The sequence below is a fragment of the Geobacter sp. genome (genome assembly GCF_030834625.1).
Lineage (GTDB): Bacteria > Desulfobacterota > Desulfuromonadia > Geobacterales > Geobacteraceae > Geobacter.
On record NZ_JAUQXO010000003.1, the window covers coordinates 1 to 24,585 of the forward strand.

The following is a 24,585-nucleotide window of genomic DNA, read 5'->3' on the forward strand; positions in this document are numbered from 1 at the left end:
CGCAGGCGAAATGGCTGATTAGGTTCAGTTCGCGCACACCGGGATGGTTGCGCAGGCGCGCATGCCAGGCGCGCAGCGCGACGGGATCGAAGCCCAGGCGGTGCATGCCGGAGTCGAGCTTGAGCCAGACGTTGAGTGGAATATCCAGGCCGGCGGCGAGGAACGCCTCGCCCTGTTCCGCGCCCTGGATCACCAGGTCCAGGCGCAATTGCCCGGCGAGGGCGTATTCGCTCGCCTCGAAGCAGCCTTCCAGCAACAGGATGCGCGCGCTGGCGTGCAAGGCGCGGACTTCCGCGGCCTCCTCCAGGCAGGCTACGGCGAAGCCATCGGCATCGTCGTGCAACGCGGTAACCACTTCGCGCGCACCGTGGCCATAGGCGTTCGCCTTGACCACCGCGAACGCCTGGCGCTGCGGCGCGCAGCGCTTGGCCAGGGCATAGTTGTGGCGAATGGCGGAAAGGTCGACGGTGGCAACGAGGGGACGCATGGCATCGGGTCCTGCAACTGAAACGGGTGCCTATGGTAAGGCGCCCGCCGGGCAAGACCCAAGCCGAGTCATTCGTCCTCGAAGTTGTACATGCCGGCGGCAAGGTTCTCGAAGCGCGTGTATTTGCCGATGAAGGCCAGGCGCACCGTGCCGATCGGACCGTTACGCTGCTTGCCGATGATGATTTCGGCGTCCTTGTCGTGCTCCTTGGTGCAGGAGCCGTCGCGCTTCTTGCAGTCGTCGCAGTAGACGGCGTCGCGGTAGACGAACATGATCACGTCGGCATCCTGCTCGATGGCCCCCGATTCCCGCAGGTCGCTCATGATGGGGCGCTTGTCGGTGCGGCTCTCCAGGGAGCGGTTCAGCTGCGAAAGCGCCACCACTGGCACGCTGAGTTCCTTGGCCAGGGCCTTGAGGGAGCGGGAAATCTCCGAGATCTCCTGCTGGCGCGACTCCGTGTTGGAGCCCCGCATGAGCTGCAGATAGTCCACCACAATGAGCCCCAGGCCGTGCTCCGCCTTGAGGCGCCGGGCCTTGGCCCGCATCTCCAGCACCGGAATGGCCGGGGTATCGTCGATGAACATCTTAGCCTTGGCGAGCTTGTCGGCCCCGTGGGTCAGCTTGTGCCAGTCGGTGTCCACCAGGTGGCCGGTCCGCAGGCGGCTCGCATCGACCCGCGACTCGGCGCAGAGAAGCCGCATCACGAGCTGCTCCTTGCTCATCTCCAGCGAAAAGATGGCCGCCGGCGCCGGCGTGCTGGCGTGGGCCGCGGCGTACTGGGCGATGTTGAGGGCGAAGGCCGTCTTCCCCATGGAGGGGCGGCCGGCGATGATGATGAGGTCTCCCCGCTGGAAGCCGGCGGTCATCTCGTCCAGGTCGTAGAAGCCCGTGGGGACGCCGGTGACGTGCTCCTTCTTCTCGAAGAGGGTCTCGATGTGCTTGAAGGTGTCCTTGAGGATAGTGCCCACCGGCGTGAAAGCGGGGCGGAGCTTGTTGTCCGATATCTCGAAGATGGTCTTCTGGGCAGTGTCCAGGAGCTCGTCCACCCCTGTCTCCGCGTCGTACCCCTTGGTGACGATGTCGGTGGCCGCGGTGATGAGGCGGCGAGTGATGGACTTCTCCTTCACCATCCGACAGTAGTAGGCGATATTGGCGGCCGTGGGAACATAGTCGACCAGAGTGGCCAGATACGCGGCCCCACCCACCTCCTCCAGTTCCCCGGTCCGTTTGAGAACGTCGGTGAGGGTAATGAGGTCGCAGGGCTCGTTGCGGATGGAAAGGTCCACCATGGCCCGGAAAATCTTCCGGTGGGTCTCCCGATAGAGATCGTCTGCCTCGAGGATCTCCAAGGCACGGTTGATTGCCTCGTTGTCGAGGAGTACCCCGCCGAGGATCGACATCTCGGCCTCAATGCTCTGGGGAGGGACTTTTCTCAGATCTACTGCGGACATGGCCTGCCTTGGGAACGTTGGGAACAAATGCTGGTAGTGAGTCGGGGAAGGAGGTACTATACCCCGCGCGGTCGACCGGGTCAACGGTTTTGACCCGTCGCCCCATCGTCCAAAATAAAGGCGAGGCGACCATCCGGTCCGCCTCGCCTTTCATTCCCCAGGGCAGTGCAAGGCCTCAGTCGCAGTCCTCCCGCCACAGACACTGATCCTGCCCGCAGGTGTCGGCCTTCCCCTCGCCGTAGCAGTCGGTATTCCCTTCCATGCGCTGGATGGATTTGATCAGTTCAGCCTTTTTCAGGGTGCCAGCCTTAACTCCCCGCTGTTTCGCAATCTCCTTGATCTCTTGCATCTTCATGGTGTTTCCTCCCGATCGAGCTTTTCTGTGATTCAGATTATCGCCATCATGTTACTACGTTATGACGCTCCCATTACATGTACCAGAATATTCACCGGTTCGCAACCGAACGACCGATTCTCCCGGTTACGTTCAACTTCCATCTGTTCAACTTCCCTCTCGACAAAATGAAAATTTTTACATAAGATTGCTTTCTGCATACTGTATACAAAAACTCCTCATATCCCGCACGAAAGGAGAGCACGTATGTCCACCAAGCCGTTCGTTTACCAGGAGCCCTTCCCCCTCGGAAAAGATGAAACCTCGTACTACAAGATCCCCGACTCGGAGAAGTACGTCAGCGTAGCAACCTTCGAAGGGAAAGAGGTCCTCAAGGTCGATCCCGAGGCCCTCACCGTTCTGTCCAACACAGCCATGAAGGACGTCTCCTTCCTGCTCCGCCCCGAGCATAACGAGTCGGTGGCCAAGATCCTTCGCGACCCGGAAGCCTCCATGAACGACAAGGGGGTCGCCCTGGCCTTCCTGCGCAATGCCGAGATTTCCGCCAATTTTGAGCTCCCCCTCTGCCAGGACACCGGCACCGCCACCATCGTCGCCAAAAAGGGGCAGCATGTCTGGACCGGCGGCAAGGACGAGGAGTTCCTCTCGAAGGGAGTCTACAAGACCTACACCGAGGAGAACCTCCGCTACTCTCAGACCGTGGCCCTGGACATGTACAAGGAAGTCAACACCGGCACCAACCTGCCGGCCCAGATCGACATCCAGGCCGTGGACGGCGATTATTACAAGTTCCTCTTCATAGCCAAGGGGGGCGGCTCCGCCAACAAGACCATGCTCTTCCAGGAGACCAAGGCGCTTCTTACCCCGGACAGCCTGCTCAAGTTCCTGGTAAGCAAGATGAAGTACCTGGGCACTGCTGCCTGCCCCCCCTACCACATCGCCGTCGTGGTCGGCGGCACCTCGGCCGACGCCTGCATGAAGACCGTCAAGCTCGCCTCCGCCAGGTACCTGGACGCACTCCCCACCACAGGGAACGAGCACGGCCAGGCCTTCCGCGACGTGGAACTGGAGGAAAAGCTCCTCCACGAGGCCTACAAGCTCGGCATCGGCGCCCAGTTCGGCGGCAAGTACTTCGCCCACGACATCCGGGTCATCCGGCTCCCCCGCCACGGCGCCTCCTGCCCCGTGGGGATGGCGGTTTCCTGCTCCGCCGACCGCAACATCAAGGCCAAGATCACCAAGGACGGCCTGTTCGTGGAGGAGCTTGACCGCAACCCGAGCCGCCTGATCCCCGAGCAGTATCGCGGCAAGCATGAGCACGGGGTCAAGATCGACCTGAACCGCCCCATGAAGGAGATCCTGGCCGAACTCAGCAAGCACCCAGTCTCAACTCCGCTCCTCCTGAACGGCACCATCGTCGTGGGCCGCGACATCGCCCACGCCAAGTTCAAAGAAATCCTCGACAGCGGCAAGCCGCTCCCCGATTATCTGAAGAATCACCCGATCTACTACGCCGGCCCGGCCAAGACCCCGGCGGGCAAGGCCTCCGGCTCCTTCGGCCCCACCACCGCCGGCCGGATGGACTCCTACGTCGACCTCCTCCAGGCCAATGGCGGATCCATGATCATGATCGCCAAGGGGAACCGGAGCCAGCAGGTGACCGATGCCTGCCAGAAGCACGGCGGCTTCTATCTGGGCTCCATCGGCGGCCCGGCCGCGGTTCTTGCCGAGGAAAACATCAAGAAGGTGGAGTGCATCGACTTCCCCGAACTGGGGATGGAAGCGGTCTGGAAGATCGAGGTAGAGAACTTCCCGGCCTTCATCCTGGTGGATGACAAGGGGAATGACTTCTTCAAGCAGTTGGGTCTGTAGCACACCGACCTGATAGAGGAAAAAGCCCCCGGTTGCTGCGGCCGGGGGCTTTTCTGTGTGCAGGAAGGAATGCCCTGTATCGTAAGAGCAGAGCGTTTGCAGCGACAAGCTCAGGGTTTTGAACTTGACAGGGGACACGGGGATAACGTACACAAAAACAACCACTGTTTTGTCTTGCTTTTTCAGGCTGCTAGCCGCTTTTTCACGAAGCTGTCGCCGGAAACTCGAAAACCGTGTATACCCCATTCACGAAAAGAGAGAACCATGCTTAACCTGAAACCCGAATTCGTTGCCCAGCTCGAGCGTGTGCTCAGTTCTGTCGAGATGCTCCTCCCCCGGGCCGTAAAACCGGTCAACTGGTCCTCCTGCTACGCCGCCAACTGGCGCCGCCACTCCTTTTCCGGTTTTCTGCAGTCGGTCAGGATGACCGACACCACCACCCTCCATGAACTGCTGGGGGTGGAGAAGCAGAAGGAGACCATGATCAGCAACACGCGCCAGTTCCTGAAGGGGTTGCCGGCCAACAACGCCCTCCTCTGGGGTTCGCGGGGAACGGGAAAGTCGTCGCTGGTGAAGGCACTCCTCAACGAGTACGCAGCCGAGGGGCTCCGGGTCATCCAGGTGGAGAAGGAAGACCTGATCTATCTGTCGGACATCTTTTCCGCCGTGGAGAACGAACCTTACCGCTTCATCCTCCTCTGCGACGACCTCACCTTCGAGCCGGGAGAACTGACCTACAAGATCCTCAAGAGCGCCCTGGACGGGTCAGTCTACTCCCCCCCCGAGAATGTCCTGATCTATGTCACGTCCAACCGCCGCCACCTCCTTCCCGAGTATGATTCCGACAACATCGGCTGGAAAATGGTCAACGGCGAACTGCAGGAGAGCGAGGCAACGGAAGAAAAAATCGCCCTCTCGGACCGGTTCGGCCTCTGGGTTCCGTTCCACGTCTTTACCCAGGACCGCTACCTTGAGGCCGTGCGCCTCTGCGTGGAGCGGGAGGCCCGCACGCGGAAGGTGGATATCCCCTGGTCCGAGCAACTGAGGCTTGACGCCATCCAGTGGTCCCACGACAAGAAAAAGCGCTGCGGCCGTACTGCCTACCAGTTCTCCAAGCACTGGGTGGGCAAGTACCTGCTGGACAAACAGGCCGCATAGAGCGCCGGACTCCATGAAGCGGAGCATCGCCCCCCTCCTCATCTGTCCCGCCTGTCTCCCCAGGGAGCGTCCCCTGGAGCTCACGGCCACTGCCGAGGCTGACGGCGATGTGACCACAGGCGCCCTCTCCTGCAGGGGGTGCCGGCGCCGGTTCCCGATCAGCGACGGCATCGCCGTACTCCTTCCCGATCCGAACGCAGGCCCGGCGGGAGGGCAGTGGAAGTACGAGGAGCAGGGAACCCTGGCAACCTACCTCTGGAGCCACTTCGCGGACCTGACCGGGGACCCGGAGGCAGGGGAAGCCTACACCGCCTGGGCATCGTCCCTTGCCGGAAGCGCCGAAACCGCCCTGGACGCCGGATGCGCCGTGGGGAGGCTCACCTTCGAGATGGGGCAGCGGAGCGAACTGGCGATGGGGTTCGACCTCTCCCTCACCTTCATCCGCGCAGCGCGGCAGCTTGCCCGGGAGCGTCAGCTCACCTTCTCCCTCCCCCGGGAGGGGAACCTGCGGGATGAATTCCGCCTTGCCCTCCCCGATCAGTGGCGAACCGACGGGGTGGATTTCGTCATAGCCGACGCCCTGGCCATCCCCTTCGCCCGGGAGACCTTCGCCCAAACCGCCACCCTGAACCTGATCGATCGGGTCTCCTACCCCCTGGCGCACCTCTACGAGATGAACCGGATCGCCCGGTTGTCGGGCGCTTCGTTCCTTCTGTCCGATCCCTTTTCCTGGTCCACGGCCAATACGCCGGAGGAGAAGTGGCTGGGGGGGACTGAGTCGGGCCCCTACCCGGGGCGGGGGATGGACAACGTCCGCGCCCTCCTGGGGGGGAGGGACGGGATCATCGCGCCTCCATGGAACGTGACCCGGGAGGGGAGCATCTGGTGGAAAATCCGCTCACACCGCAACCATTTCGAGCTGATCAGGAGCGAATTTCTGGTGGCCGGGCGGTAAGGATACTTTTTCACGGGAATCACCCATGACAAAAAGAAAGAGGGGGAAGCCGCCAGTGCAGCTTCCCCCTCTTTCTTTTCCATCACGGCATCGTCCCGGAGCGTATCGCTCAGCGGGGACGGCGCGGCTGTCCGGTGCGTTGGCCGCCGGCTCCGGCGGTGCGGGCGGGGTGCGCCTTCGCTGACTGCGGCTGGGGACGCCTCCCCTCGGCAGGCTTGGCGCTTCCCGGCTGGTGGGGAGTCGCCTGACGGGTTCCCCCTTTCTTCGCCTCGGCGGGCCTGCGGGACGGCATCGGCGGCCGGGGCGCACGGGCGAACTCGGTGTCCTTCCTGGGAGCCGGCACGCTGTAGTCGAAGCCGCCCATGGTCCGGCGCTCCAGGGATGCGTTGAGCTTCCGCTCGATGGTGCGGACCATGACCGTGTCTTCGCTCGTCACCATGGTGAAGGCGTCGCCGCTGCGTGCTGCACGGCCGGTACGGCCGATGCGGTGGATGTAGGCCTCGGCGGTGTCGGGGATGTCGTAGTTGATGACATGGGACACCTGGGAAACGTCGATGCCCCGGGCGGCGATGTCAGTGGCCACGAGGATCTGGAAGGTGCCGTCACGGAAGCCGTCCAGGGCCGCCTGACGCCGGTTCTGGGAAAGATTCCCCTGGAGGGACGCCGCCTTGTAGCCAGCCTTCTCCAGCTGCTCCCCCAGACGCTTGGCCCGATGTTTGGTGCGGGTGAAGATGAGAACCGACTCGGTATCGGTGTGGCGAAGCAGCTCCAGCAGAAGCGGCGTCTTCAGGTGCTGCTCCACCGGGTAGAGGGCGTGGGTGACGGTGACCGGCGGGGCAACGGTCCCCACCTGCACGGTGACGGGGTTCCGCAGGATCTCCTGGGCCAGGGCCCGGATGTCGGTGGGCATGGTGGCCGAGAAGAGGAGCGTCTGGCGCTTCGAGGGAAGCTGCTTCAGTATCCGCCGGATGTCGGGGAGAAAGCCCATGTCGAACATCTGGTCAGCCTCATCGAGAACCAGTACCTCCAGATGCGAGAGGTCGATGGTCCCCTGGGACATGTGGTCCAGGAGCCGCCCCGGGCAGGCCACGACGATTTCGGCGCCCCCCTTCAGCTTCTGTATCTGAGGGTTGACGTTAACGCCGCCGTAGACCGTGACGCTCCGCAGGCGGGTCTGGCGCCCCAGAGTGACGAAACTCTCGTTGATCTGCTCGGCCAGCTCCCGGGTCGGTGCAATGACCAGGGTGCGGACGCGGCCCCGCTCCCCCTGGGCCAGCCGGTGCAGGATCGGCAGCGCGAAGGCGGCAGTCTTGCCGGTGCCGGTCTGGGCGAGCCCCATGACGTCGCGCCCCTCCATGACCGTCGGGATCGCCTGGGCCTGGATCGGCGTCGGGGTAGTGTATCCCGCCGCCGTGACGCCGGCCGCCACCGTGGGGTGGAGATTGAACTGTATGAATTCCATTACTTCCTTCTTTCTGCGTTCCTCAAGAAAAAAAGCCCCGGGGTATTCCGGGGCTTACGATTATCGCGATATCCGGGAACAGCTGGTGATCATTCAACGACCGTAGCAGCTTTGGTCGAAATCTGTCAAGGGGTTATGCCGCCCGCCTCACCGGTTTGCATTTCCACGTCATTCCCTGTACCCTTTGAGTCATACCGTCAACATCACACACCAGGCAGGTGAGTCCCCATGAACGGCAGAAACTACAAGCTCGTCACCGGCATCATATCCCTCTTCATCGCCCTCTTCCTGGCATGGCGGATCGGCCTCTGGCTTGAACCCGATCCGAAGCAGGGCAACCCGGCGCCAGCGGTGTCCTCTCCCGCCGCGAAGGAACCCCCTTTCGTCACGGGAGAGGTGAAGAAGGACCTCACCTTCGAGGTGCGGAGCGTCAGATTCAGCGACAAGGGGAAAACCGTGGAGGGAATCGGGATCGTCCGGTTTGACAGCGACCGCTCGGAGCTGAAGGGGGCGGCCGTGGCGATGGTGAAAAAGCTGAAGGAAAAAGTCCCCGCTGCGGAACGGATCACCCTGACACTGAAGCCGGCGGTGGACTGCCCGGTCTGCACCATGGCCGAAGCGTCCTGGGATCGGGGGAAGGTAGTGCTCCGCTACGGCATCCCCACCATGGATCAGATGGAGGCGGCCAACGCCCTGATCGGAACAAAGAAGGAGACGGATGAAACCGTCGACAGACCCCGCCTCCATCGCCCCGACCGGGAGAGCTTCGGCACCGGCCTGGCCATCACCATGGCCATTGAGGCCGTCCGGAAGAAGGATCCCGCCCTCAGCGATGAGCAGGCCCTGGAGCAGGCGTCCGCAGCCACGGGAATCAACTACGTTGTTGCCCGGCGCCACAGGGATTTCATGGCCGCCTACTACACAGGCACCTCATACGGAGACGAGACATTCAACCTCCCTCTTCCTTGACGGCTGAAACGACATGAACGTTCGGAAACGCACCGCTCATCCTCCCGTACCGCCAGGGAAGATCCTCCGCTGGATACTCCTGGGAGCGGGTTTTCTCTCCACGGCCCTGGCGGTGCTCGGCATCTTCCTCCCACTCCTCCCCACGGTGCCGCTGCTTCTCCTGGCGGCGGCTTGCTTCGCCCGCAGTTCCGAGCGGGTCCACCGCTGGCTCCTGGACCACCGCCACCTGGGGCCCATCCTCCACGGCTACCTGGACGGCTCCGGCATCCCCCGGCGGGCCAGAGCCACGGCCATCGGCCTCATCTGGGTAACCATCCCCACTTCAGCCCTCTTTGTTGTCCCCCTATTCTGGGTCAGGGTGCTCCTGTTTGCCATAGGACTGGCAGTGACGGTCTACCTGCTCAGGCTCCCTACTCGGGATTGAGGAAAGTAACGCAATACGGGCCGGGATCACCACCTTTTCCACGCTTTTCCCCAAAAAGAAGTTTTTGCATGCAAAGGTGCGGAAGGTGTGGTAAAGTTGCGGGGCCTTTTGAAGTGTATCCCCCAGCGGGCTTTAAAAGCCTTCTGGGTTTTTTGTTTTCGGGTTTCGGCCCCCCTCACAATTCATAAGGCCGCCCCCGGGGAAGGAGATAACACGTGCAGGTAAGCGTTCAGGGAAACGACATGGAGAAGGCCCTCAAAGTTCTGAAGCGTAAGCTCCAGACGGAGGGATTCTTCAAGGAAATGAAGAAGAGAAAGCACTACGAAAAGCCGTCGGTCAAGAAAAAGCGCAAGCAGCAGGAGGCCGAGCGGAAGAGACGCAAGGCCCTGCGGTTCAAAAGGCCCGAGAAGGACTGAACCGGACCGCCACACGCGAAGCTTCGACGTGGTGCAGGGTCCCACGGGGCTCCAGGCGGCCAACGTCACGAAGATCTAGTCAGCACATCCGGCATTGTCCGGAAGCATTTCAAGAAAAAAGGCTCGCACAGGCGGGCCTTTTTTCGTTACCCGCCCGTCCTTTCCCGTCAGAGGCCGGTCAATTCCTCTACCTTGAGTTCCAGGTCGTCGCCGTTCACCCGAACTACTCTTCCCCCCTCATCCTCGCTCCGCACGAGGCCATTCTCCACCCAGGAGAGGATCCGTGCCGCGGGAACACCGAATTTCGCCACCGCCTCATCGAGGGTATACCAAGTTTTGTCTATCGACATGACGCTACCTCCTTCTCCGGGACCTACCAACAGTATACCACTCCAGCCCGGAACCGCCTCAGTACTGTAGAACTTGACGGAACAAATTCCGCATGATTATCTTTCCATAAAAGGTCACGAAAGGAGCCTGCAACGATGCCGGTCTACGAATTCTACTGCGCCGACTGCCACACCATCTTCTCCTTCCTCTCCCGCCGGGTGAACACCGAAAAGCGCCCCCCCTGCCCCAAATGCGAACGTCCCGCCCTGGAGCGCCAGGTATCCCGCTTTGCGTTCTCAAAGGGAAGGACGGAAGAACCGCTGGAAGGGATGCCCGATCTGGACGAGGAAAAGCTGGAGCGGGCCATGATGGGGTTGGCGGGAGAGATGGAAGGGATGGACGAGAACGACCCCCGACAGATGGCCCGCTTCATGCGAAAACTCCAGGATGCCACGGGGATGAATCTGGGCTCGGGGTTCGAGGAGGCCATGCGGCGGTTGGAGGCGGGCGAAGACCCAGAGAAGATCGAGGAGGAGATGGATGACCTGTTCGACGCCGACAATCCCTTCGGCAGGGAAGGGATTCGGGGGATCAGGAAGCGCCTTGCCCCCCCTGCTCACGACGACACGCTCTACGCCCTGTAACTTCCAGTGTTGGAATGCACAAAGGGGGGAAATAATCCCCCCTTTGTGACGCCGTTGCATGGCCCTCATCCATTTTACAGAATCATCTGGGAAATCCCGTAGGCAACCACCGTGGAAACGCTGACCGCAATCAGGCCGGGAATCATGAAGCTGTGGTTCAGGAGGTACTTGCCGATGCGGGTGGTGCCGGTGCGGTCGAAGTTGATGGCCGCCAGGTCGCTGGGGTAGAAGGCGAAGAAGAAGTAGGCGTAGCTGGCCGGCATGAGCCCCAGAAGGAGCGGAACCGGAAGCCCCAGGGCCAGCCCCAGCGGGAGGGTAATGGCCAGGGTTGCCGCCTGGCTCTTCACGAAGGCGGAGATGCAGAAGGTGGCGATGGCGAAGGTCCAGGGGGCCATCTTGACCATGACGCCGATGTTGTCCACCAGGAACTTCTTGTTGGCGGAAATGAAGGTATCACTCATCCAGGCGATGCCGAAGATGGAGACCACGGCGATCATGCCGGCGGTAAAAACGCTGGAGTGGGCAATTTCCTTGGCCTTCACGTCGGCGGCGAACATGATGAACGCACCGTAGGCGAGCATGACGAACTGGACCACCGTGGTCATTGGCACCGGTTTCTTCTCGCCGTTCAGGGGGAGCAGGTCGGGGCATACGGCGAAGAGGATGATGGTCCCCACGCCGGCGAAGAAGAGGGCCACGGAAAGCTTGGCGGTGGTGCTGATCTCCTTGTCCAGGGTGGTCACATTGGCATCAAGACTCTTGCGGAATTCGGGATCCTGGAGGCGGGCCTGGTACTCGGAGTCCTTGTCCAGATCCTTGCCCCGGTTGAAGCTCCAGGCGGCAGCCACCAGCAGGCCGATGACACCGGCAGGCATGGTGATGGAGATAATGTCAATGAGTGTCACCGGATGGCCGGCCTTGGCGGCGAAGCCGAGGAAGAACGTCACCGCGGCGGCCACGGGGCTTGCGGTGATCCCCATCTGGGAGGCGACGCTGGAAATGGCCATGGGGCGCTCGGGGTGGATGCCGGTCTTGATGGCCACGTCGGCGATGACCGGCAGCAGGGCGTAGACCGCGTGGCCTGTGCCGACACAGACCGTCAGGAAGAAGGTGGAGAGCGGGGCCAGGATGGTCACATACTTGGGGTGGGCCCGCAGCAGCTTTTCCGTCAGCTGCACCAGGTAGTCGAGGCCGCCGGCCACCTGGAGGGTTGCCGAGGCGGTGACCACCGCCAGGATGATGAGCATGACCGCGATGGGGGGCTCCGAGGGGGAGCTGCGGAAGCCGAGCACCAGGAGCGACACTCCAAGACCCCCGATTAGGCCCAAGGCCACCCCACCCCTGCGGATACCGATCAGAACCGCGCCAAGAACGAGAACGAACTGGATCCAGAACATTGCCATAACTGCCTCCCATTCGGTCGGACCCTCTGGGAGTCCGCACCTGTTGTCTGTCAGATACACCCTCATGAGAGCAAGGGGGATACCAAGAACGACAACATTGTGCAAGTGACTGTTTTTATTGATTAGATTGACGTTTACAGGGATATTTCCGGGAGGAATCCGGCATAACCAGCGGTTATGCCAGCGGGGAACGACGGCAGATATTTCCAGTGGTTTCGCAAGGATACAGGAGGCATAACCAAAGTTATCGGTATAACCTCCGGTTATGGGGGTTCATTTGCGCATCATCTTGAACCGTTTCGACAGGGCTGGCTGGGAGATGCCGAGGAGCCGCGCGGCGAGGGTCTGGTTGCCGCCGGCCCGGGCCATGGCCTCTTCCACGAGGAACTCAGCGGCATCGGTAAAGGTGGGGAGCTTCTCGAACCCGGCAAAGGGGTTCAGGGTCGGCGGCGGAGTGCTGACCGGCTCTTCCGCACTGCCAATGGCCTTGGCGAAACTCTCCATGGAGAGCATCCGGTCGCGATGGACGCTGACCGCGTCGAAGATCATCGCCTTCAGCTCCCGCACGTTCCCCGGGAAACCGTAGGTGGCCAAGAGCTGGGGGAGACCCGGCGGCGGGGTCGGCTTTTTCTTCCCGAGAGTGCGGGCCGCCTCGGCCAGAAAATGATCCAGGAGGAGCGGGATGTCTCCCTTCCGCTCCCGGAGCGGCGGAACATGGACCTGGTGGGTCCGGAGCCGGTAGTAGAGGTCGCGCCGGAAGGCGCCTGTCCCCTCCTTGGCCGCAAGGTTCTGGTGGGTGGCGACGATGATCCGGGCCCGCAGGCGCCGGGACTGGTCGCTCCCCAGGGGAAAGTACTCACCCTCCTGGAGGAGCCGCAGGAGCTTCACCTGGGAGGGTATCCCCAGGTCGCCGATCTCGTCCAGGAAGAGGGTGCCGTTGGCCGCCTCCTCCACCATGCCGCGCCGCACCGTCTCGGCCCCGGTGAAGGCCCCCCGCACGTGGCCGAAGAGGGTGTCGGCAAAGACCGTGTCGTCGAGCCCGGCCACGTTCACCGCCACCAGCTGCCCCTTGCAGCCGCTCAGGGTGTGGGCTGCCCGGGCCAGGAGCTCCTTCCCCACCCCGCTCTCGCCGGTGATGAGGAGCGGCTGGGGGCTCGTGGCCACCGCCTCGATGTAGGCGAAGAGGGCGAGCATGGCCCGGTCGCCGGTGACGATGCCGGCAAAGGCCTCCGGGTGCCGCAGCCCGCCGGAGACGAGGCGGCTCGACATCTCCCGGTTCTCCCGCTGCAGCTCCAGCATCCGCACCGCCCGCAGCACCCCGCCCACAAGCCGGTCCTCCTCGTCGGTCTTGACGAAGTAGTCGAAGGCCCCGAACTTCATGCAGCGGACCGCCGTCTCCACCTGGTTCAGCCCGCTGATGACGATGACCGCCACCTCCGGGTGGCGCTCGGCGATCTGTTTGAGGAGCTCCTCCCCCGACAGGTGCGGCATGGTGAGGTCCAGGAGCACGAGCCCGATGCCGCCGCCGTCCAGAAGCGCCGGCACCTGGCGGCTGTCCTGGCAGAGGATGGTGTTGGTGATGCCGGCCGACGACTCCAACGTCAAGGAGAGGGAGCGGAGCCAGGCCGGTTCGTCGTCCACCAGGAGGATGCCGAAGACGGGATAGCGGTTCTCGTTCATATGCGTACGAACTCCCTTGAGCCATATGGCTCAACTGATTGAAACATCACCCACCCCCTGGCCCCCTCCCGTCAAGGGAGGGGGATAGATCCGTGAAATCAGGCAACAAAGGTTCCCGGAGAGGGGCGGAGGGCTCGCGGAGAAAAGAGTCCCGCAAAAAAGCACCGACAGTTATCCGGAGGGAAAGCTTCCGAACCGGCAGAACAGTCCCCATGAAAACCGACCGGCGACGCTTGGACTCTTTTCGGAGCGGGCCCTTCGCCCCCCGACCGCCACCGTCAGCGCAACAATCAAGCGATAACCGGCAAAGAAAGCGTAACCGTGGTCCCCTCCCCCGGTGTCGAATCGAAGGAGAGGCTCCCCCCATGCTCCTTGACGATCCCGGCAGAGACCGAAAGCCCCAGCCCGGTCCCCCCGCTCTCTCGCTTGGTGGTGAAGAAGGGATCGGTGAGGCGGGAAAGATGCTCGGGCGCGATGCCGCTCCCCTCGTCCCGCACCCGGAGGATCACCCGCCCCCCTGCCGGGTCGTAGGAGGTCTCCAGCTCAATCCCCCGCGACGGGTCCGGCAGGGCCTGGCAGGCGTTGAGGATCAGGTTCACCACCACCTGCTCGATCCGCTGGGCGTTCCCCCACACCTGCGGCAGGTCCGGCCCGTAGCGGGCCGTGAAGCGGGTCGTGGCCTTGCGCAGCGAGGTATCCACCAGCCGCACCGCCGCCTGGGCCACGCCGTTCAGGTCCATCTGCTCCTTGCCGCCGACATCGTCCCGCCGGGCAAAGTCCTTCAGATCCTCCACGATCCGCTTGATCCGCTTGGCCCCCTCCTGCATCTCCTCCAGGAGCCGGGGCACCTCCTCCCGCACCCGGGAGTAGCGGAGCCCCCCAAGGGTGAAGTCCCCCTCCTCCCGGTAGCGCTCCTCCAGGATGGGGGCCGTGTCGTTGTAAATCTTGCGCAGGATCGGAACATCCAGAAGGATGAGCCCCGTGGGATTGTTGATCTCGTGGGCCACCCCGGAGACGAGGATGCCGAGGGCCGCCATCTTGTCGGCCTGCACCAGTTGCTGCTGGTTCAGCTGCACCTCCTCCAGGGCCCGGGAGAGTGATTCGGTCCGCTGGGCCACCTGCCGGCGGAGAGAATGGGACCAGAGGACCGTGCCACCGAGGATGAGCAGAAGCGGTATCACCACCACCGCCACATACTTGATCGTCTCCTGCCACCGCATCGGCTGGGGCTCCAGCACCCCGAGCCATTTGGCGTGGATCGCGCCGTACTGGCCGGTCTTCTTGAGAATGGCGAGCCCCTCGCTGAGGCGGGCCAGAAGCTCCGCGTCACCCTGGCGCACCGCGTAGCCGTAGCGCTGGGCCGCGATGCTCCTGGCCACCGGCACCAGGTTCGTGAGCCGGTTCTCCCGGATGATGTACATCCCCGGCACCATGGCCACCACCGCGTAGTCGCACTCCCCCGCGGCCAGGAGGCGGAGGGCGTCGGCCGGGGTCGGCGTCAGAACCAGGTCCTTCCCGTAGCCCCGCGCCGCCAGGTATTCGTGCATGATCCCGTCCCGGTGGAGCGCCACCTTCTTCCCCCGCAGCTCCTCCAGGGAACCGGCAGAGGGTGAGTCGCGCCGGGCGAAGATGGCGTGGTAGACGATGGTGTGGGGCGGGGTGAAGTCGATCTGTTTCGCCCGGGCCTCGGACCACGAGATCCCCTGGAGCACGTCGACCCGGCCGCTCTTCAAGGCCGAGAACATCTCCGACCAGGCCCCGAGACGGAACTCCACCTTCATCCCCATGATTTCGGCGATGGCCCGGGTCAGCTCCACGTTATAGCCGGCCGGCTGGCCGTTTTTGTCGATGAACTCGTAGGGGGGATAGTCCCGGTCACCGCCGACAATGATGGTCCGATGCCAGTCGGGGGTCTCCGGGGCACCCAGGGCGGAGACAGCGCAGAGAAGGCACAGGACGGCGGCCGCCAGGAACCGCAGCAGCGTCCTCTTCCCCTTCCTGCATAGGTGGTTCGCATCGTCTTGATTCAGCACGGTGGGTGCCTCTTCCCGTCAGGGGAGTTTCGCCCGCTCGTACTGCACGGGCCACGGGATGTCGACACCAAGGGTGCGGGCAGCGTGAAGAGGCCAGTAGGGGTCCCGGAGCATCTCGCGGGCGAGAAAGACCGCGTCGGCCAAGCCCGTGGCCACGATCTGCTCCGCCTGGGCCGGCTGGGTGATGAAACCGACGGTGCCGGTGGCGATGCCGGCCTCATGCCGGATGGCGGTGGCGAACGGCGTCTGGTAGCCGGGGCCGAAGGGGATGGCAGCGTCGGGAGTGAGGAAGCCGGCGGAACAGTCGATGAGATCGACCCCGGTCTTCTTCAGGAGCCGGGCAAGGACCACCGACTGCCCCAGGTCCCATCCCCCCTCCACCCAGTCGGTGGCCGAAATCCGGACGAAAAGGGGGAGATCAACGGGCCACGCCTCCCTCACCGCCCGGGCCACCCGCAGGGGGAGGCGAAGCCGGTTTTCCAGACTTCCGCCGTACTCGTCCGTTCGCCGGTTCGAAAGGGGGGAGAGGAACTCATGGAGGAGGTAGCCGTGGGCCATGTGGATCTCGGCCACCCGGAAGCCGGCAGCCAGCGCCCGCCGGGCCCCCTCCACGAACTGCCTGACCACATCGTCCAGGTCCGCCTCAGACAGCTCCCGGGGCACCGGGTGGCTGGAGTCGAAGGGACGCGGGCTCGGCGCCACCGGTTGCCATCCCCGCGCCGCGGGCTCAAGGGGGAGACCGCCGCGCCACGGCAGATCGGTGGAGGCTTTGCGGCCGGCATGGGCGAGCTGGACGCCGGGAACCGCCCCCTGCTCGGCGATGAAACGGGTGATGGGAGCGAACCCATCGGCGTGCCGGTCGTCCCAGATGCCACTGTCGTCGGGGCTGATGCGCCCCTCGGGGCTCACCGCAGTGGCCTCCACCATCACGAGCCCGGCACCGCCCACTGCCCGGCTCCCCAGGTGGACCAGGTGCCAGTCGGTGGGCATCCCGTCGCGGCTCGAATATTGACACATGGGGGAGACGAAGATGCGGTTGCGAAACGTGACCGACCGCAGGGTCAGCGGCGTGAAAAGGGCACTCATGGGGACATCCTCCGTTCGTGGTGTTCACGGAAAAGTGTAACAGACGGCAGAGGGGAGTAAAGGAAGACTAGCGCCGGCTGCGCAGGAGAATAAAACCGTACACTGCCAGGTTCAGGGCCACCACCAGAAGCCCCAGGGCGATCTGCCCTTCCCGCGTGAGCCCGGCGGGATAGATGAGGGGCAGGATATAGTGGTCAATGAATCCCCCCTCATACCCTTGTTCGCCGGCCCGACGGCGCAGCCATACCTCCAGGTGGGTCAGGGGGCAGACCCCGCCGGTCAGCTCGATGAGGGCCCCCCAGACGGCGGCGGGGACATGGAGCCACGCCAGCCGCCGCCACCGGAGCACCGCCACGCCGCCCAGCACCACGAAGAGCACGAAGATGCCGTGGATGAGCACCACGGCATCTGCCAGGAGCGAATACCCCATCACGTCTCCGGCACGATTCCCGCTATTCCAACGGCTTCACCTCTTCCACAAAGAATTCGGTATCCGCGAATATTGTCGTGGGGACCCACTTGTGCTGCCCATAGCGGAGAACGACCTTCTTCCCCACGCACTCGTTGATCTTCTGTGCTGTGGCTTCATCCCTCACGCTGAACAGGAACTTTTCAGGGATGGCACCGGGCACCGGGAGCATCTGCAGCTCACCTTCCCAGGTTTTGAATACCCACCCCTTTTTCGAGAACTTCTGCACGTATCCGGCACGTTCCCCCTTGGAGTAACTCCAGGTGAGCGACAGCCACGTGTAACCAACAAGCGCAACCAGCACCAGCGCCACCACCCCGACTATCCCAATAAGCACCTTCCCCTTTGCGTTTGGCATCCTTGTCACTCCTTTGTCTGCTCATGATGATTTTCTGAAACAACCTACAACACCCTAACCATCCCTTCAAGGGGTTAAATCACTCTATTCCCCATCATCGACTTCCCCGCTCCCCCAGAAATTCCCCGAGAATCCTCCCCGTGTGTGAAACATCCCCCGCCCGGCCTACCTCCTCCGGCGTCCCCAGGGCGACGATCCTCCCACCGCCGTCCCCCCCTTCGGGGCCCAGGTCCATGATCCAGTCGGCCTCGGCAATGACGTCCAGGTTGTGCTCGATGACAATGACGGAGTTCCCCGCCTCCACCAGCCGGTGGAGGACCCGGACGAGCTTCTCCACGTCGGCCATGTGGAGGCCGATGGTAGGCTCGTCGAGGATGTAGAGGGAGTGGGAGACGGTGCGCGGCACCCGGAGCGCATCCTTCACCAGCTTCGCCTTGGCCAGTTCGGTGACGAGCTTGATCCGCTGGGCCTCGCCGCCGGAGAGGGTGGGGCTCTGCTGCCCCAGGGTGAGATAGCCGAGCCCCACGTCCTGCAGGAGTTGCAGCGGGTGGAGGATGGCCCGGTGGGCGGCGAAGAACTCCACCGCCTCGTCCACGCTCATGGCCAGGAGGTCGCCGATGGACTTCCCCCGGTGGCGGACCATGAGGGTCTCGGCGTTGAAGCGCAGCCCACCGCAGACCTCGCACGACACCTTCACGTCGGGAAGGAAGCTCATCTCGATGGTCTTCACCCCCTGCCCCTCGCACTCGTCGCAGCGCCCCCCCTTCACGTTGAAGGAGAAGCGGCTCGGGCCGTACCCCCGCAGCCGGGCCTCGGTGGTGCCGGTGTAGAGCTTCCTGATGGCGTCCCAGAACCCCACGTAGGTGGCGGGGCAGGACCGGGGGGTCTTGCCGATGGGAGTCTGGTCCACCTCCAGCACCCGGATGAGCTGCTCCCATCCCCGGATCTCCCGGCACCCCTTCACGGGATGCGCCCCCTTCCCGCGTCCGCTCGACAGCAGCCCCTGGAGGCCTGAGTGGAGGACGTTCCTGACCAGGGTACTCTTGCCGCTCCCCGAAACCCCGGTGACGCAGACAAGCCGCCGGAGCGGGATGGCGATGTCGATCTCCTGCAGGTTGTGGAGGGTTGCCCCCATCACCTGGATGGCCGGCTCGTCGGGGGCCGGGGCGGGCCGCCGCTCCACCAGGGGATGGTGCAGGGGCTGGGCCAGGTACCGGCCGGTGAGGGATGCGGGGGCCGCCATCACCTGGGCGAGGGTCCCCTCGGCCACCACGTGGCCGCCGTTCACCCCGGCGCCGGGGCCCAGGTCGATGACGTGCTCGGCCCGGCGGATGGTTTCCTCGTCATGCTCCACCACCACGATGGTGTTCCCCTTCCCCTCCAGCTTCCGCAGGGTGTCCAGGAGCATCCGGTTATCCCGGGGATGGAGGCCGATGGTAGGCTCGTCCAGGATGTAGCAGACTCCCCGCAGGTTGGAGCCCAGCTGGGCCGCCAGCCTGATCCGCTGGGCCTCGCCGCCGGAAAGGGTCGGGGCCGCCCGGTCCAGGGACAGGTAGCCGAGCCCCACCTCCCCCAGGAAGGCAAGCCGCGTCCCGATCTCCGCCACGATGTCCCGGGCGATGGCCGCTTCACGCCCCTTCAGTCCCAGGTCGCGCACAAAGGCAGCCGCCTGGGTCACGGTGAGGGCCGTGAGTTCGGCAATGTTCCGGTCCCGGAAGCGGACCGCCAGGGCCTCGGGGTTGAGCCGTGTCCCGCGGCAGGCGGAGCATGTCCGCTCCTCCCCCTCGAACCACTCGTTCCACCAGATCTCCTCGCCGGTCTGCTCCGCGTCGAAGCCGGGGATCTCCAGCCCCGTACCGAAGCAGCGGGGGCACCAGCCGTGGCGGGAGTTATAGGAGAAGAGCCGCGGGTCGGGTTCGGGGAAGCTTTGGCCGCAGGAGGTGCAGGCACGGAGGGTGGAGAAGAGGAGTTCCCTGACTTCACCCTCCCCCCTGCCCCCTCCCGTCGAGGGAGGGGGGGTAAGGCTTGCCACCCGCACCACGCCTTTGCCGAAGGCCAGTGCCCGGTCGAGAAGCTCCCGCAGCGCCCCCTCCCCCTTGGCCGCCACCGTGATCTCCCCCACGGGGAGGTCGATGTCGTGCTCCTTGAAGCGGTCGAGCCGCGGCCACGGCTCTACGGGGGTCATGGCGCCGTCCACCCGAAAGTGCGCGAATCCCTTGCCGGCGGCCCATTTGGCCAGATCAGTGTAGTACCCTTTTCGGGCCGTGACCAGCGGCGCCAGGAGCGCCACCCGCTTCCCCCGGAAATCGCGCAGCAGCCGCGCCGCGATGGCATCCGGCGTCTGGGGGGTGATGGGGATGCCGCAGTCGGGGCAGTGCTGCACCCCCAGCTTCACGAAGAGGAGCCGGAGAAAGTGGTAGATCTCCGTCAGGGTCGCCACGGTGCTCTTGCGCCCGCCCCGGCTCGTCCGCTGCTCGATGGCCACCGTGGGGGGGATGCCCAAGACCGCATCCACGTCGGGGCGGGCCGCGGGCTGGACGAACTGGCGGGCGTATGCGTTGAGGGATTCCAGGTAGCGCCGCTGCCCCTCGGCGAACAGGATGTCGAAGGCGACGGTGGACTTGCCGCTCCCGGAGATGCCGGTGATGACCGTGAAGCGGTCCCGGGGGACGGCAATGGTGACGTTCTTCAGGTTGTGCTCCCGGGCGTGGACGATGCGGATGGAGCGGTCCGGGACCACGGCGGGAAGCACCTCCGCCACCCCCTGGGCCGACTCCCTCACGAGCGCGGCCAGTTCATCCCCATATTCCCGCAGGGCCCGGCCGGTGTGGCTCTCCCCGCACCTCATCACCTCTACCGGGGTTCCGACGCAGACCACCCGGCCCCCGGCGTCCCCCCCCTCGGGACCGAGATCGATGAGCCAATCGGCGGCGGCGATCACATCCAGGTTGTGCTCGATCACCACTAGGGAGTCGCCCGCCTCCAGGAGCCGCAGGAAGGCGGCCAGAAGCCGGGCGATGTCTTCGAAGTGGAGGCCGGTGGTCGGCTCGTCGAATAAGAACAGGGACCCGGGACCGGGGACCGGGGACCGGAAACGGCTTTTTTTGCCGCCAGCGGCGGCCAGATGGCCGGCAAGCTTCAGGCGCTGGGCCTCGCCGCCGGAGAGGGTCGGCACCGGCTGCCCAAGGCGCAGATACCCGAGCCCCACGGCCTCCAGGGGTTCGAGCCTCCGGAGCACCTCCCGCTGTCCACCGAAAAAGGCCACCGCCTCGGTCACGGTCATCTCCAGCACATCGGCGATGGATACCGGGCGCCCTCCACCGGCCGGCACGAGCCGCACCTCCAGCACCTCGGGGCGGTAGCGGCGGCCGTCGCAGTCGGGGCAGCGGAGGTAGACGTCGGAGAGGAACTGCATCTCCACATGCTCAAAACCATTGCCGCCGCAGGCGGGGCAGCGCCCCGTGCCGGCGTTGAAGCTGAAGGTGCCGGTGGTGTACCCCCGCTCCTTGGCCAGGGGCTCGGCGGCGAAGAGCTTCCGGATAGCGTTGAAAGCCCCCACGTAGCTGGCCGGGTTGGAGCGTGTCGTCTTGCCGATGGGGGACTGGTCAACCAGCACCACATCGCCGATCAGCTCTGCTCCCTCGATGGCAGCGTGCATCCCCGGCGGCTCCGTCGGTTTCCCTTTCAGCTTCAGGAGCCCCCGGTGGAGGACCTCCTGAACCAAGGTCGACTTGCCGGAGCCGGAGACGCCGGTGATGCAGACGAGGCGGCCCAGGGGGATGCGGACGTCGACCCCCGTGAGGTTGTGGGCGGCAGCGCCGAGGATTTCGAGGTATCCCCCATCTCCCCTCACCCCGGCCCTCTCCCCCGGGGAGAGGGAGCTGTGCTTACCCTCGCCCTTTGGGAGAGGGTGGCCGGAGGCCGGGTGAGGGGCCACCTGTTTCTCCCCAGTCAGATACTGGGCCGTCAGGGAGGTCCGTTCCCGCACCAGCTCCGTCGGGGTCCCGAAGAAGACCACCTCGCCCCCCCGCTCCCCGGGGCCGGGGCCCAGGTCGAGAATCCGGTCGGCGGCGAGCATCACCTGGGGGTCGTGCTCCACCACGAGGAGCGTGTTCCCCGCGTCCCGCAGCTGCCGCAGCACGCCGATCACCCGCCCCATGTCCCGGGGGTGGAGGCCGATGGAGGGCTCGTCCAGCACAAAGAGGGTGTTCACGAGGGAGGTGCCGAGGGCCGTGGTCAGGTTGATCCGCTGGACCTCGCCGCCGGAGAGGGTGCGGGACTGGCGGTCCAGCGTGAGATACCCGAGCCCCACCTCACCCAGGTAGCCGAGGCGGGCGCGGATCTCCCGCAGGAGCAGCTCCGCCGCCTCGTCCAGGGGAGCCGGGAGCGCCAGGGTGCCGAAGAACTCGGCGCAGCGGTCCATGGGAAGGAGCATGACATCGTGAATTGTGAGGCCGGGGAGGCTGAGGAGCTGATCATCCGGGAACTCCACCCCCTCGGGGCGGAACCGGAGCTCCGGGGGAAGCACCCGGTCGGCCTCCTCCCTGGTCCCGATCCGCCACAGGAGCGCATCGGGGCTCAGTCGCGCCCCCCGGCAGGCGGGGCAGAGGGTGTAGGCCCGGTACTTGGAGAGGAGGACCCGGATGTGCATCTTGTAGCTCTTGGTTTCAAGCCAATCGAAGAAGCGCCGCACCCCGTACCAGAGGCCCTCATCCCAGGATCCCTTCCCCTCGATCACCCACTCCCGCTGCTCCGCCGTCAGGTCCCGCCACGGCACGTCGACGGGGATGCCCCGCTTTGCCGCGAAGGTCATCATGTCGTCCTGGCACTCTCGGTAGCTCTCGGTCTGCCACGGCTTCACCGCGCCGCCCGCAAGGGTCTTGGACTCGTCGGGGATCACCAGGCCGTGGTCGATACCGATGACCCTCCCGAACCCCCGGCAGGTGGCGCAGGCCCCCACCGGCGAGTTGAAGGAGAAGAGGTGAGGCGCCGGGTCGTGGTAGGAGAGGTCGCAGTCGGGGCAGTGGAGGTCGCTGGAGAACCGCCACGGCTCCCCCGGCGCGCCGTCGCCCCCCAGGGGATAGACCAGCACCCGCCCGTGGCCGACCCGGAGCGCCGCCTCAATCCCCTCCACGAGGCGGGAGCGGCTCTCCATCGCTAGGCGGGTGCGGTCCTGGATCACCTCCAGGATGCCGTCCTCCTCCCGGTGGATGCGGGTGTACCCCTGGCCGGCCAGGAATCCCTTCACTTCGTCGGCGGAGAAGTTCGCCGGCACCGGCACGGGGAAGGTAACGAGGATGGAGGTCGCTTCGTTCCCCCTCACCCCGACCCTCTCCCCCGGGGAGAGGGAGCCATCGTTACCCTCGCCCTCTGGGAGAGGGTGGCCGGAAGCCGGGTGAGGGCCTCGCGCCAGCAGTTCATCGACAATGCTCTCCGGCGTGTCGCGGCGCACCGGACGGCCGCAGCCGCGGCAGAAAAGCCGCGCCGCCCGGGCGAAGAGGAGCTTCAGGTGGTCGTTCAGCTCCGTCATGGTCCCCACGGTGGAGCGAGAGGTCCGGACCGGATTGGTCTGGTCGATGGCGATTGCCGGCGGGATCCCGTCGATCCGGTCCACGGCGGGGCGGTCCATCCGCTCCAGGAACTGGCGGGCATAGGGGGAGAAGGTCTCCACGTAGCGGCGCTGCCCCTCGGCGTAGACGGTGTCGAAGGCCAGGGACGACTTCCCCGAACCGGAGACGCCGGTGACGACGATCAGCTCACCGAGGGGAAGGTCGAGATCGAGGTTTTTCAGGTTGTTCTGGCGGGCGTTTCTGATGGAAATGGTATCGTGGGCCATGGGGGGAAGTATAGCAGGCAAACGGGCGCCGCGCGACCGGTAGAAGGGCCTGGACGCACCTTTTGTCACAGGAAGGAACTGCCATTCGCAGAAGGCATTCGCGCCCCTGGCTTGCCGGATTTCTGGTCTTGACACCGCTTCCGTGGCTTGAGATAGTGCCTCCATTTGGATGCTTTAACGATGTCTACAATTCGAGATCTTGCATCAGGTGATGAAAAGTCCCTGGAACAGACAGTGGGAAAGGTCTGGCAAGGGAATTCGTGTCGGCGAGGAATTCGGGATGTTGAACTGAAATGAGGTAATCTATGCGAGTCGTTGATATTTCTCAGTTTGAAAATTCGGTCGTTATACATTTCGACACAGAAGACAACCGTATTAACGCCTATACGCTAGCCTCGACACTGGTTTCGCTCGCAGACGCTGCAAAAGCTGCAAATAACACATTGAACTGTGGGTATGAGATTGAAATAGTAGTTGAAGCACTCGGGCCAGGAAGCTTTCGAGCCAAAATTCGAGCGGTTTATACGAGCTCAAAGAACCTCTTCGCAAAGGAAGTGCTGCTCGGGGTAGTGATTGGAGTGCTCGGCAACTACATCTATGAACGAACCTTGTCTGTCGACAACAAGGTCATTGTTGAAGTCAAGACCGACGAGGTTATAGTCCAAAAAGGACAGGATAGAGTTGTGATTCCACGAAATGTCTACGATGCAACGCGAAAGGCAGAAAAGAACCCGAATTTTGTAAAAGCTATGTCTAAGACTTTTGAAACGATAGCATCTGATGAAAAAATAAACGGTATTGGCCTTGTGGCTGCCATGGATTCCCCACCACCAAATATCATCATACCCAAGATGGTCCTTCAGCAGATGGCAACTAATACTCCTGAGGACCCAGACGCACGGGTGATATACGAACAGGTTGATCTTCAGATCATCAAAGCAATCTTGGACAAGAGTAAGCGCAAGTGGGAGTTTATGTGGCGAGGCATCAAAATATCAGCACCTGTGGTCTATCAACCTTTTTACGTTAATTTCTTTGCACATGAAATCACTATCGCTATAGTGGACCCCAATTTCAGGACAATAGTTTAAGATGGTGCCTGCGATAAAAAGGAGCAGGCAATGAGTGAACGGAAGCGCAAAAGCTTCACCAGTCAGTACAAGACGAAAGTTGCTCTTGAGGCGATCCGAGGCGTCA

20 protein-coding genes are annotated in these 24,585 nt (G+C 63.9%); 8 read left to right on the plus strand and 12 right to left on the minus strand.

Features of this window, described 5'->3' with window-relative positions; all coding sequences use genetic code 11:
* The 3 genes from RCH91_RS00055 to RCH91_RS00065 all read right to left on the minus strand — a co-directional run.
* A partial coding sequence (locus tag RCH91_RS00055) for an alanine racemase (protein WP_306532462.1) occupies positions 1–487 on the minus strand: 487 nt, incomplete at its 3' end.
* Between the two features lie 68 nt (positions 488–555).
* Positions 556–1,938 (minus strand): replicative DNA helicase, encoded by a 1,383-nt coding sequence (dnaB, locus tag RCH91_RS00060; protein WP_306532463.1) that lies wholly within the window; start codon positions 1,936–1,938, stop codon positions 556–558.
* A 175-nt stretch (positions 1,939–2,113) separates the two neighbouring features.
* A complete protein-coding gene (locus tag RCH91_RS00065) occupies positions 2,114–2,293 on the minus strand; it encodes an SAP domain-containing protein (protein WP_306532464.1) in 180 nt (59 codons plus the stop codon).
* A 246-nt stretch (positions 2,294–2,539) separates the two neighbouring features.
* On the opposite strand from RCH91_RS00065, the gene RCH91_RS00070 reads away from it, so the two are divergent.
* The 3 genes from RCH91_RS00070 to RCH91_RS00080 all read left to right on the plus strand — a co-directional run bounded on the left by RCH91_RS00070 (position 2,540) and on the right by RCH91_RS00080 (position 6,278).
* On the plus strand, positions 2,540–4,165 hold the full coding sequence (locus RCH91_RS00070) for a fumarate hydratase (RefSeq protein WP_306532465.1): 1,626 nt from the start codon (positions 2,540–2,542) through the stop codon (positions 4,163–4,165).
* A 264-nt stretch (positions 4,166–4,429) separates the two neighbouring features.
* Positions 4,430–5,323: an ATP-binding protein gene (locus tag RCH91_RS00075; RefSeq protein ID WP_306532466.1), complete on the plus strand. Its 894-nt coding sequence runs from the start codon at positions 4,430–4,432 to the stop codon at positions 5,321–5,323.
* Positions 5,324–5,336: 13 nt separating this feature from the next.
* Entirely contained in the window at positions 5,337–6,278 is a 942-nt protein-coding gene (locus RCH91_RS00080) for a Trm112 family protein (protein WP_306532467.1), read from the plus strand.
* 109 nt (positions 6,279–6,387) lie between these two features.
* On the opposite strand, the gene RCH91_RS00085 is transcribed toward RCH91_RS00080, so the two are convergent.
* Positions 6,388–7,740, minus strand: coding sequence for a DEAD/DEAH box helicase (locus RCH91_RS00085; RefSeq protein ID WP_306532468.1), 1,353 nt, complete (start codon positions 7,738–7,740; stop codon positions 6,388–6,390).
* Positions 7,741–7,968: 228 nt separating this feature from the next.
* Between RCH91_RS00085 and RCH91_RS00090 the strand changes: the two genes are divergently transcribed.
* From RCH91_RS00090 to rpsU, 3 genes are all read left to right on the plus strand, one after another.
* Positions 7,969–8,709 carry a hypothetical protein gene (locus RCH91_RS00090; protein WP_306532469.1) on the plus strand — a complete coding sequence of 247 codons (741 nt, stop codon included), beginning with the start codon at positions 7,969–7,971 and terminating at the stop codon, positions 8,707–8,709.
* A gap of 13 nt (positions 8,710–8,722) precedes the next feature.
* On the plus strand, positions 8,723–9,133 hold the full coding sequence (locus tag RCH91_RS00095) for a YbaN family protein (protein WP_306532470.1): 411 nt from the start codon (positions 8,723–8,725) through the stop codon (positions 9,131–9,133).
* 215 nt (positions 9,134–9,348) lie between these two features.
* Entirely contained in the window at positions 9,349–9,549 is a 201-nt protein-coding gene (gene rpsU, locus RCH91_RS00100) for a 30S ribosomal protein S21 (protein ID WP_306532471.1), read from the plus strand.
* A 167-nt stretch (positions 9,550–9,716) separates the two neighbouring features.
* Here rpsU and RCH91_RS00105 read toward each other — a convergent pair whose 3' ends face one another.
* Complete coding sequence (locus tag RCH91_RS00105; RefSeq protein WP_306532472.1) at positions 9,717–9,899, minus strand: MerR family transcriptional regulator; 183 nt, start codon at positions 9,897–9,899, stop codon at positions 9,717–9,719.
* A gap of 135 nt (positions 9,900–10,034) precedes the next feature.
* On the opposite strand from RCH91_RS00105, the gene RCH91_RS00110 reads away from it, so the two are divergent.
* Entirely contained in the window at positions 10,035–10,523 is a 489-nt protein-coding gene (locus tag RCH91_RS00110) for a zinc ribbon domain-containing protein (protein ID WP_306532473.1), read from the plus strand.
* A gap of 74 nt (positions 10,524–10,597) precedes the next feature.
* Here the strand turns inward: RCH91_RS00110 and RCH91_RS00115 are convergent, their stop codons facing one another.
* From RCH91_RS00115 to uvrA, 7 genes are all read right to left on the minus strand, one after another.
* A complete protein-coding gene (locus RCH91_RS00115; RefSeq protein WP_306532474.1) occupies positions 10,598–11,926 on the minus strand; it encodes an anaerobic C4-dicarboxylate transporter in 1,329 nt (442 codons plus the stop codon).
* A 273-nt stretch (positions 11,927–12,199) separates the two neighbouring features.
* On the minus strand, positions 12,200–13,606 hold the full coding sequence (locus RCH91_RS00120) for a sigma-54 dependent transcriptional regulator (protein WP_306532475.1): 1,407 nt from the start codon (positions 13,604–13,606) through the stop codon (positions 12,200–12,202).
* Positions 13,607–13,896: 290 nt separating this feature from the next.
* Positions 13,897–15,639, minus strand: coding sequence for a transporter substrate-binding domain-containing protein (locus tag RCH91_RS00125; RefSeq protein WP_373694344.1), 1,743 nt, complete (start codon positions 15,637–15,639; stop codon positions 13,897–13,899).
* An 18-nt stretch (positions 15,640–15,657) separates the two neighbouring features.
* On the minus strand, positions 15,658–16,725 hold the full coding sequence (locus tag RCH91_RS00130; protein WP_306532477.1) for an NADH:flavin oxidoreductase/NADH oxidase: 1,068 nt from the start codon (positions 16,723–16,725) through the stop codon (positions 15,658–15,660).
* Between the two features lie 67 nt (positions 16,726–16,792).
* Positions 16,793–17,155: a DUF2784 domain-containing protein gene (locus RCH91_RS00135; protein WP_306532478.1), complete on the minus strand. Its 363-nt coding sequence runs from the start codon at positions 17,153–17,155 to the stop codon at positions 16,793–16,795.
* A 22-nt stretch (positions 17,156–17,177) separates the two neighbouring features.
* A complete protein-coding gene (locus RCH91_RS00140; RefSeq protein ID WP_306532479.1) occupies positions 17,178–17,552 on the minus strand; it encodes a hypothetical protein in 375 nt (124 codons plus the stop codon).
* 94 nt (positions 17,553–17,646) lie between these two features.
* Positions 17,647–23,388: an excinuclease ABC subunit UvrA gene (uvrA, locus tag RCH91_RS00145; protein WP_306532482.1), complete on the minus strand. Its 5,742-nt coding sequence runs from the start codon at positions 23,386–23,388 to the stop codon at positions 17,647–17,649.
* Positions 23,389–23,693: 305 nt separating this feature from the next.
* Between uvrA and RCH91_RS00150 the strand changes: the two genes are divergently transcribed.
* Positions 23,694–24,479 carry a hypothetical protein gene (locus RCH91_RS00150; RefSeq protein ID WP_306532480.1) on the plus strand — a complete coding sequence of 262 codons (786 nt, stop codon included), beginning with the start codon at positions 23,694–23,696 and terminating at the stop codon, positions 24,477–24,479.
* Positions 24,480–24,585 lie beyond the last annotated feature (106 nt).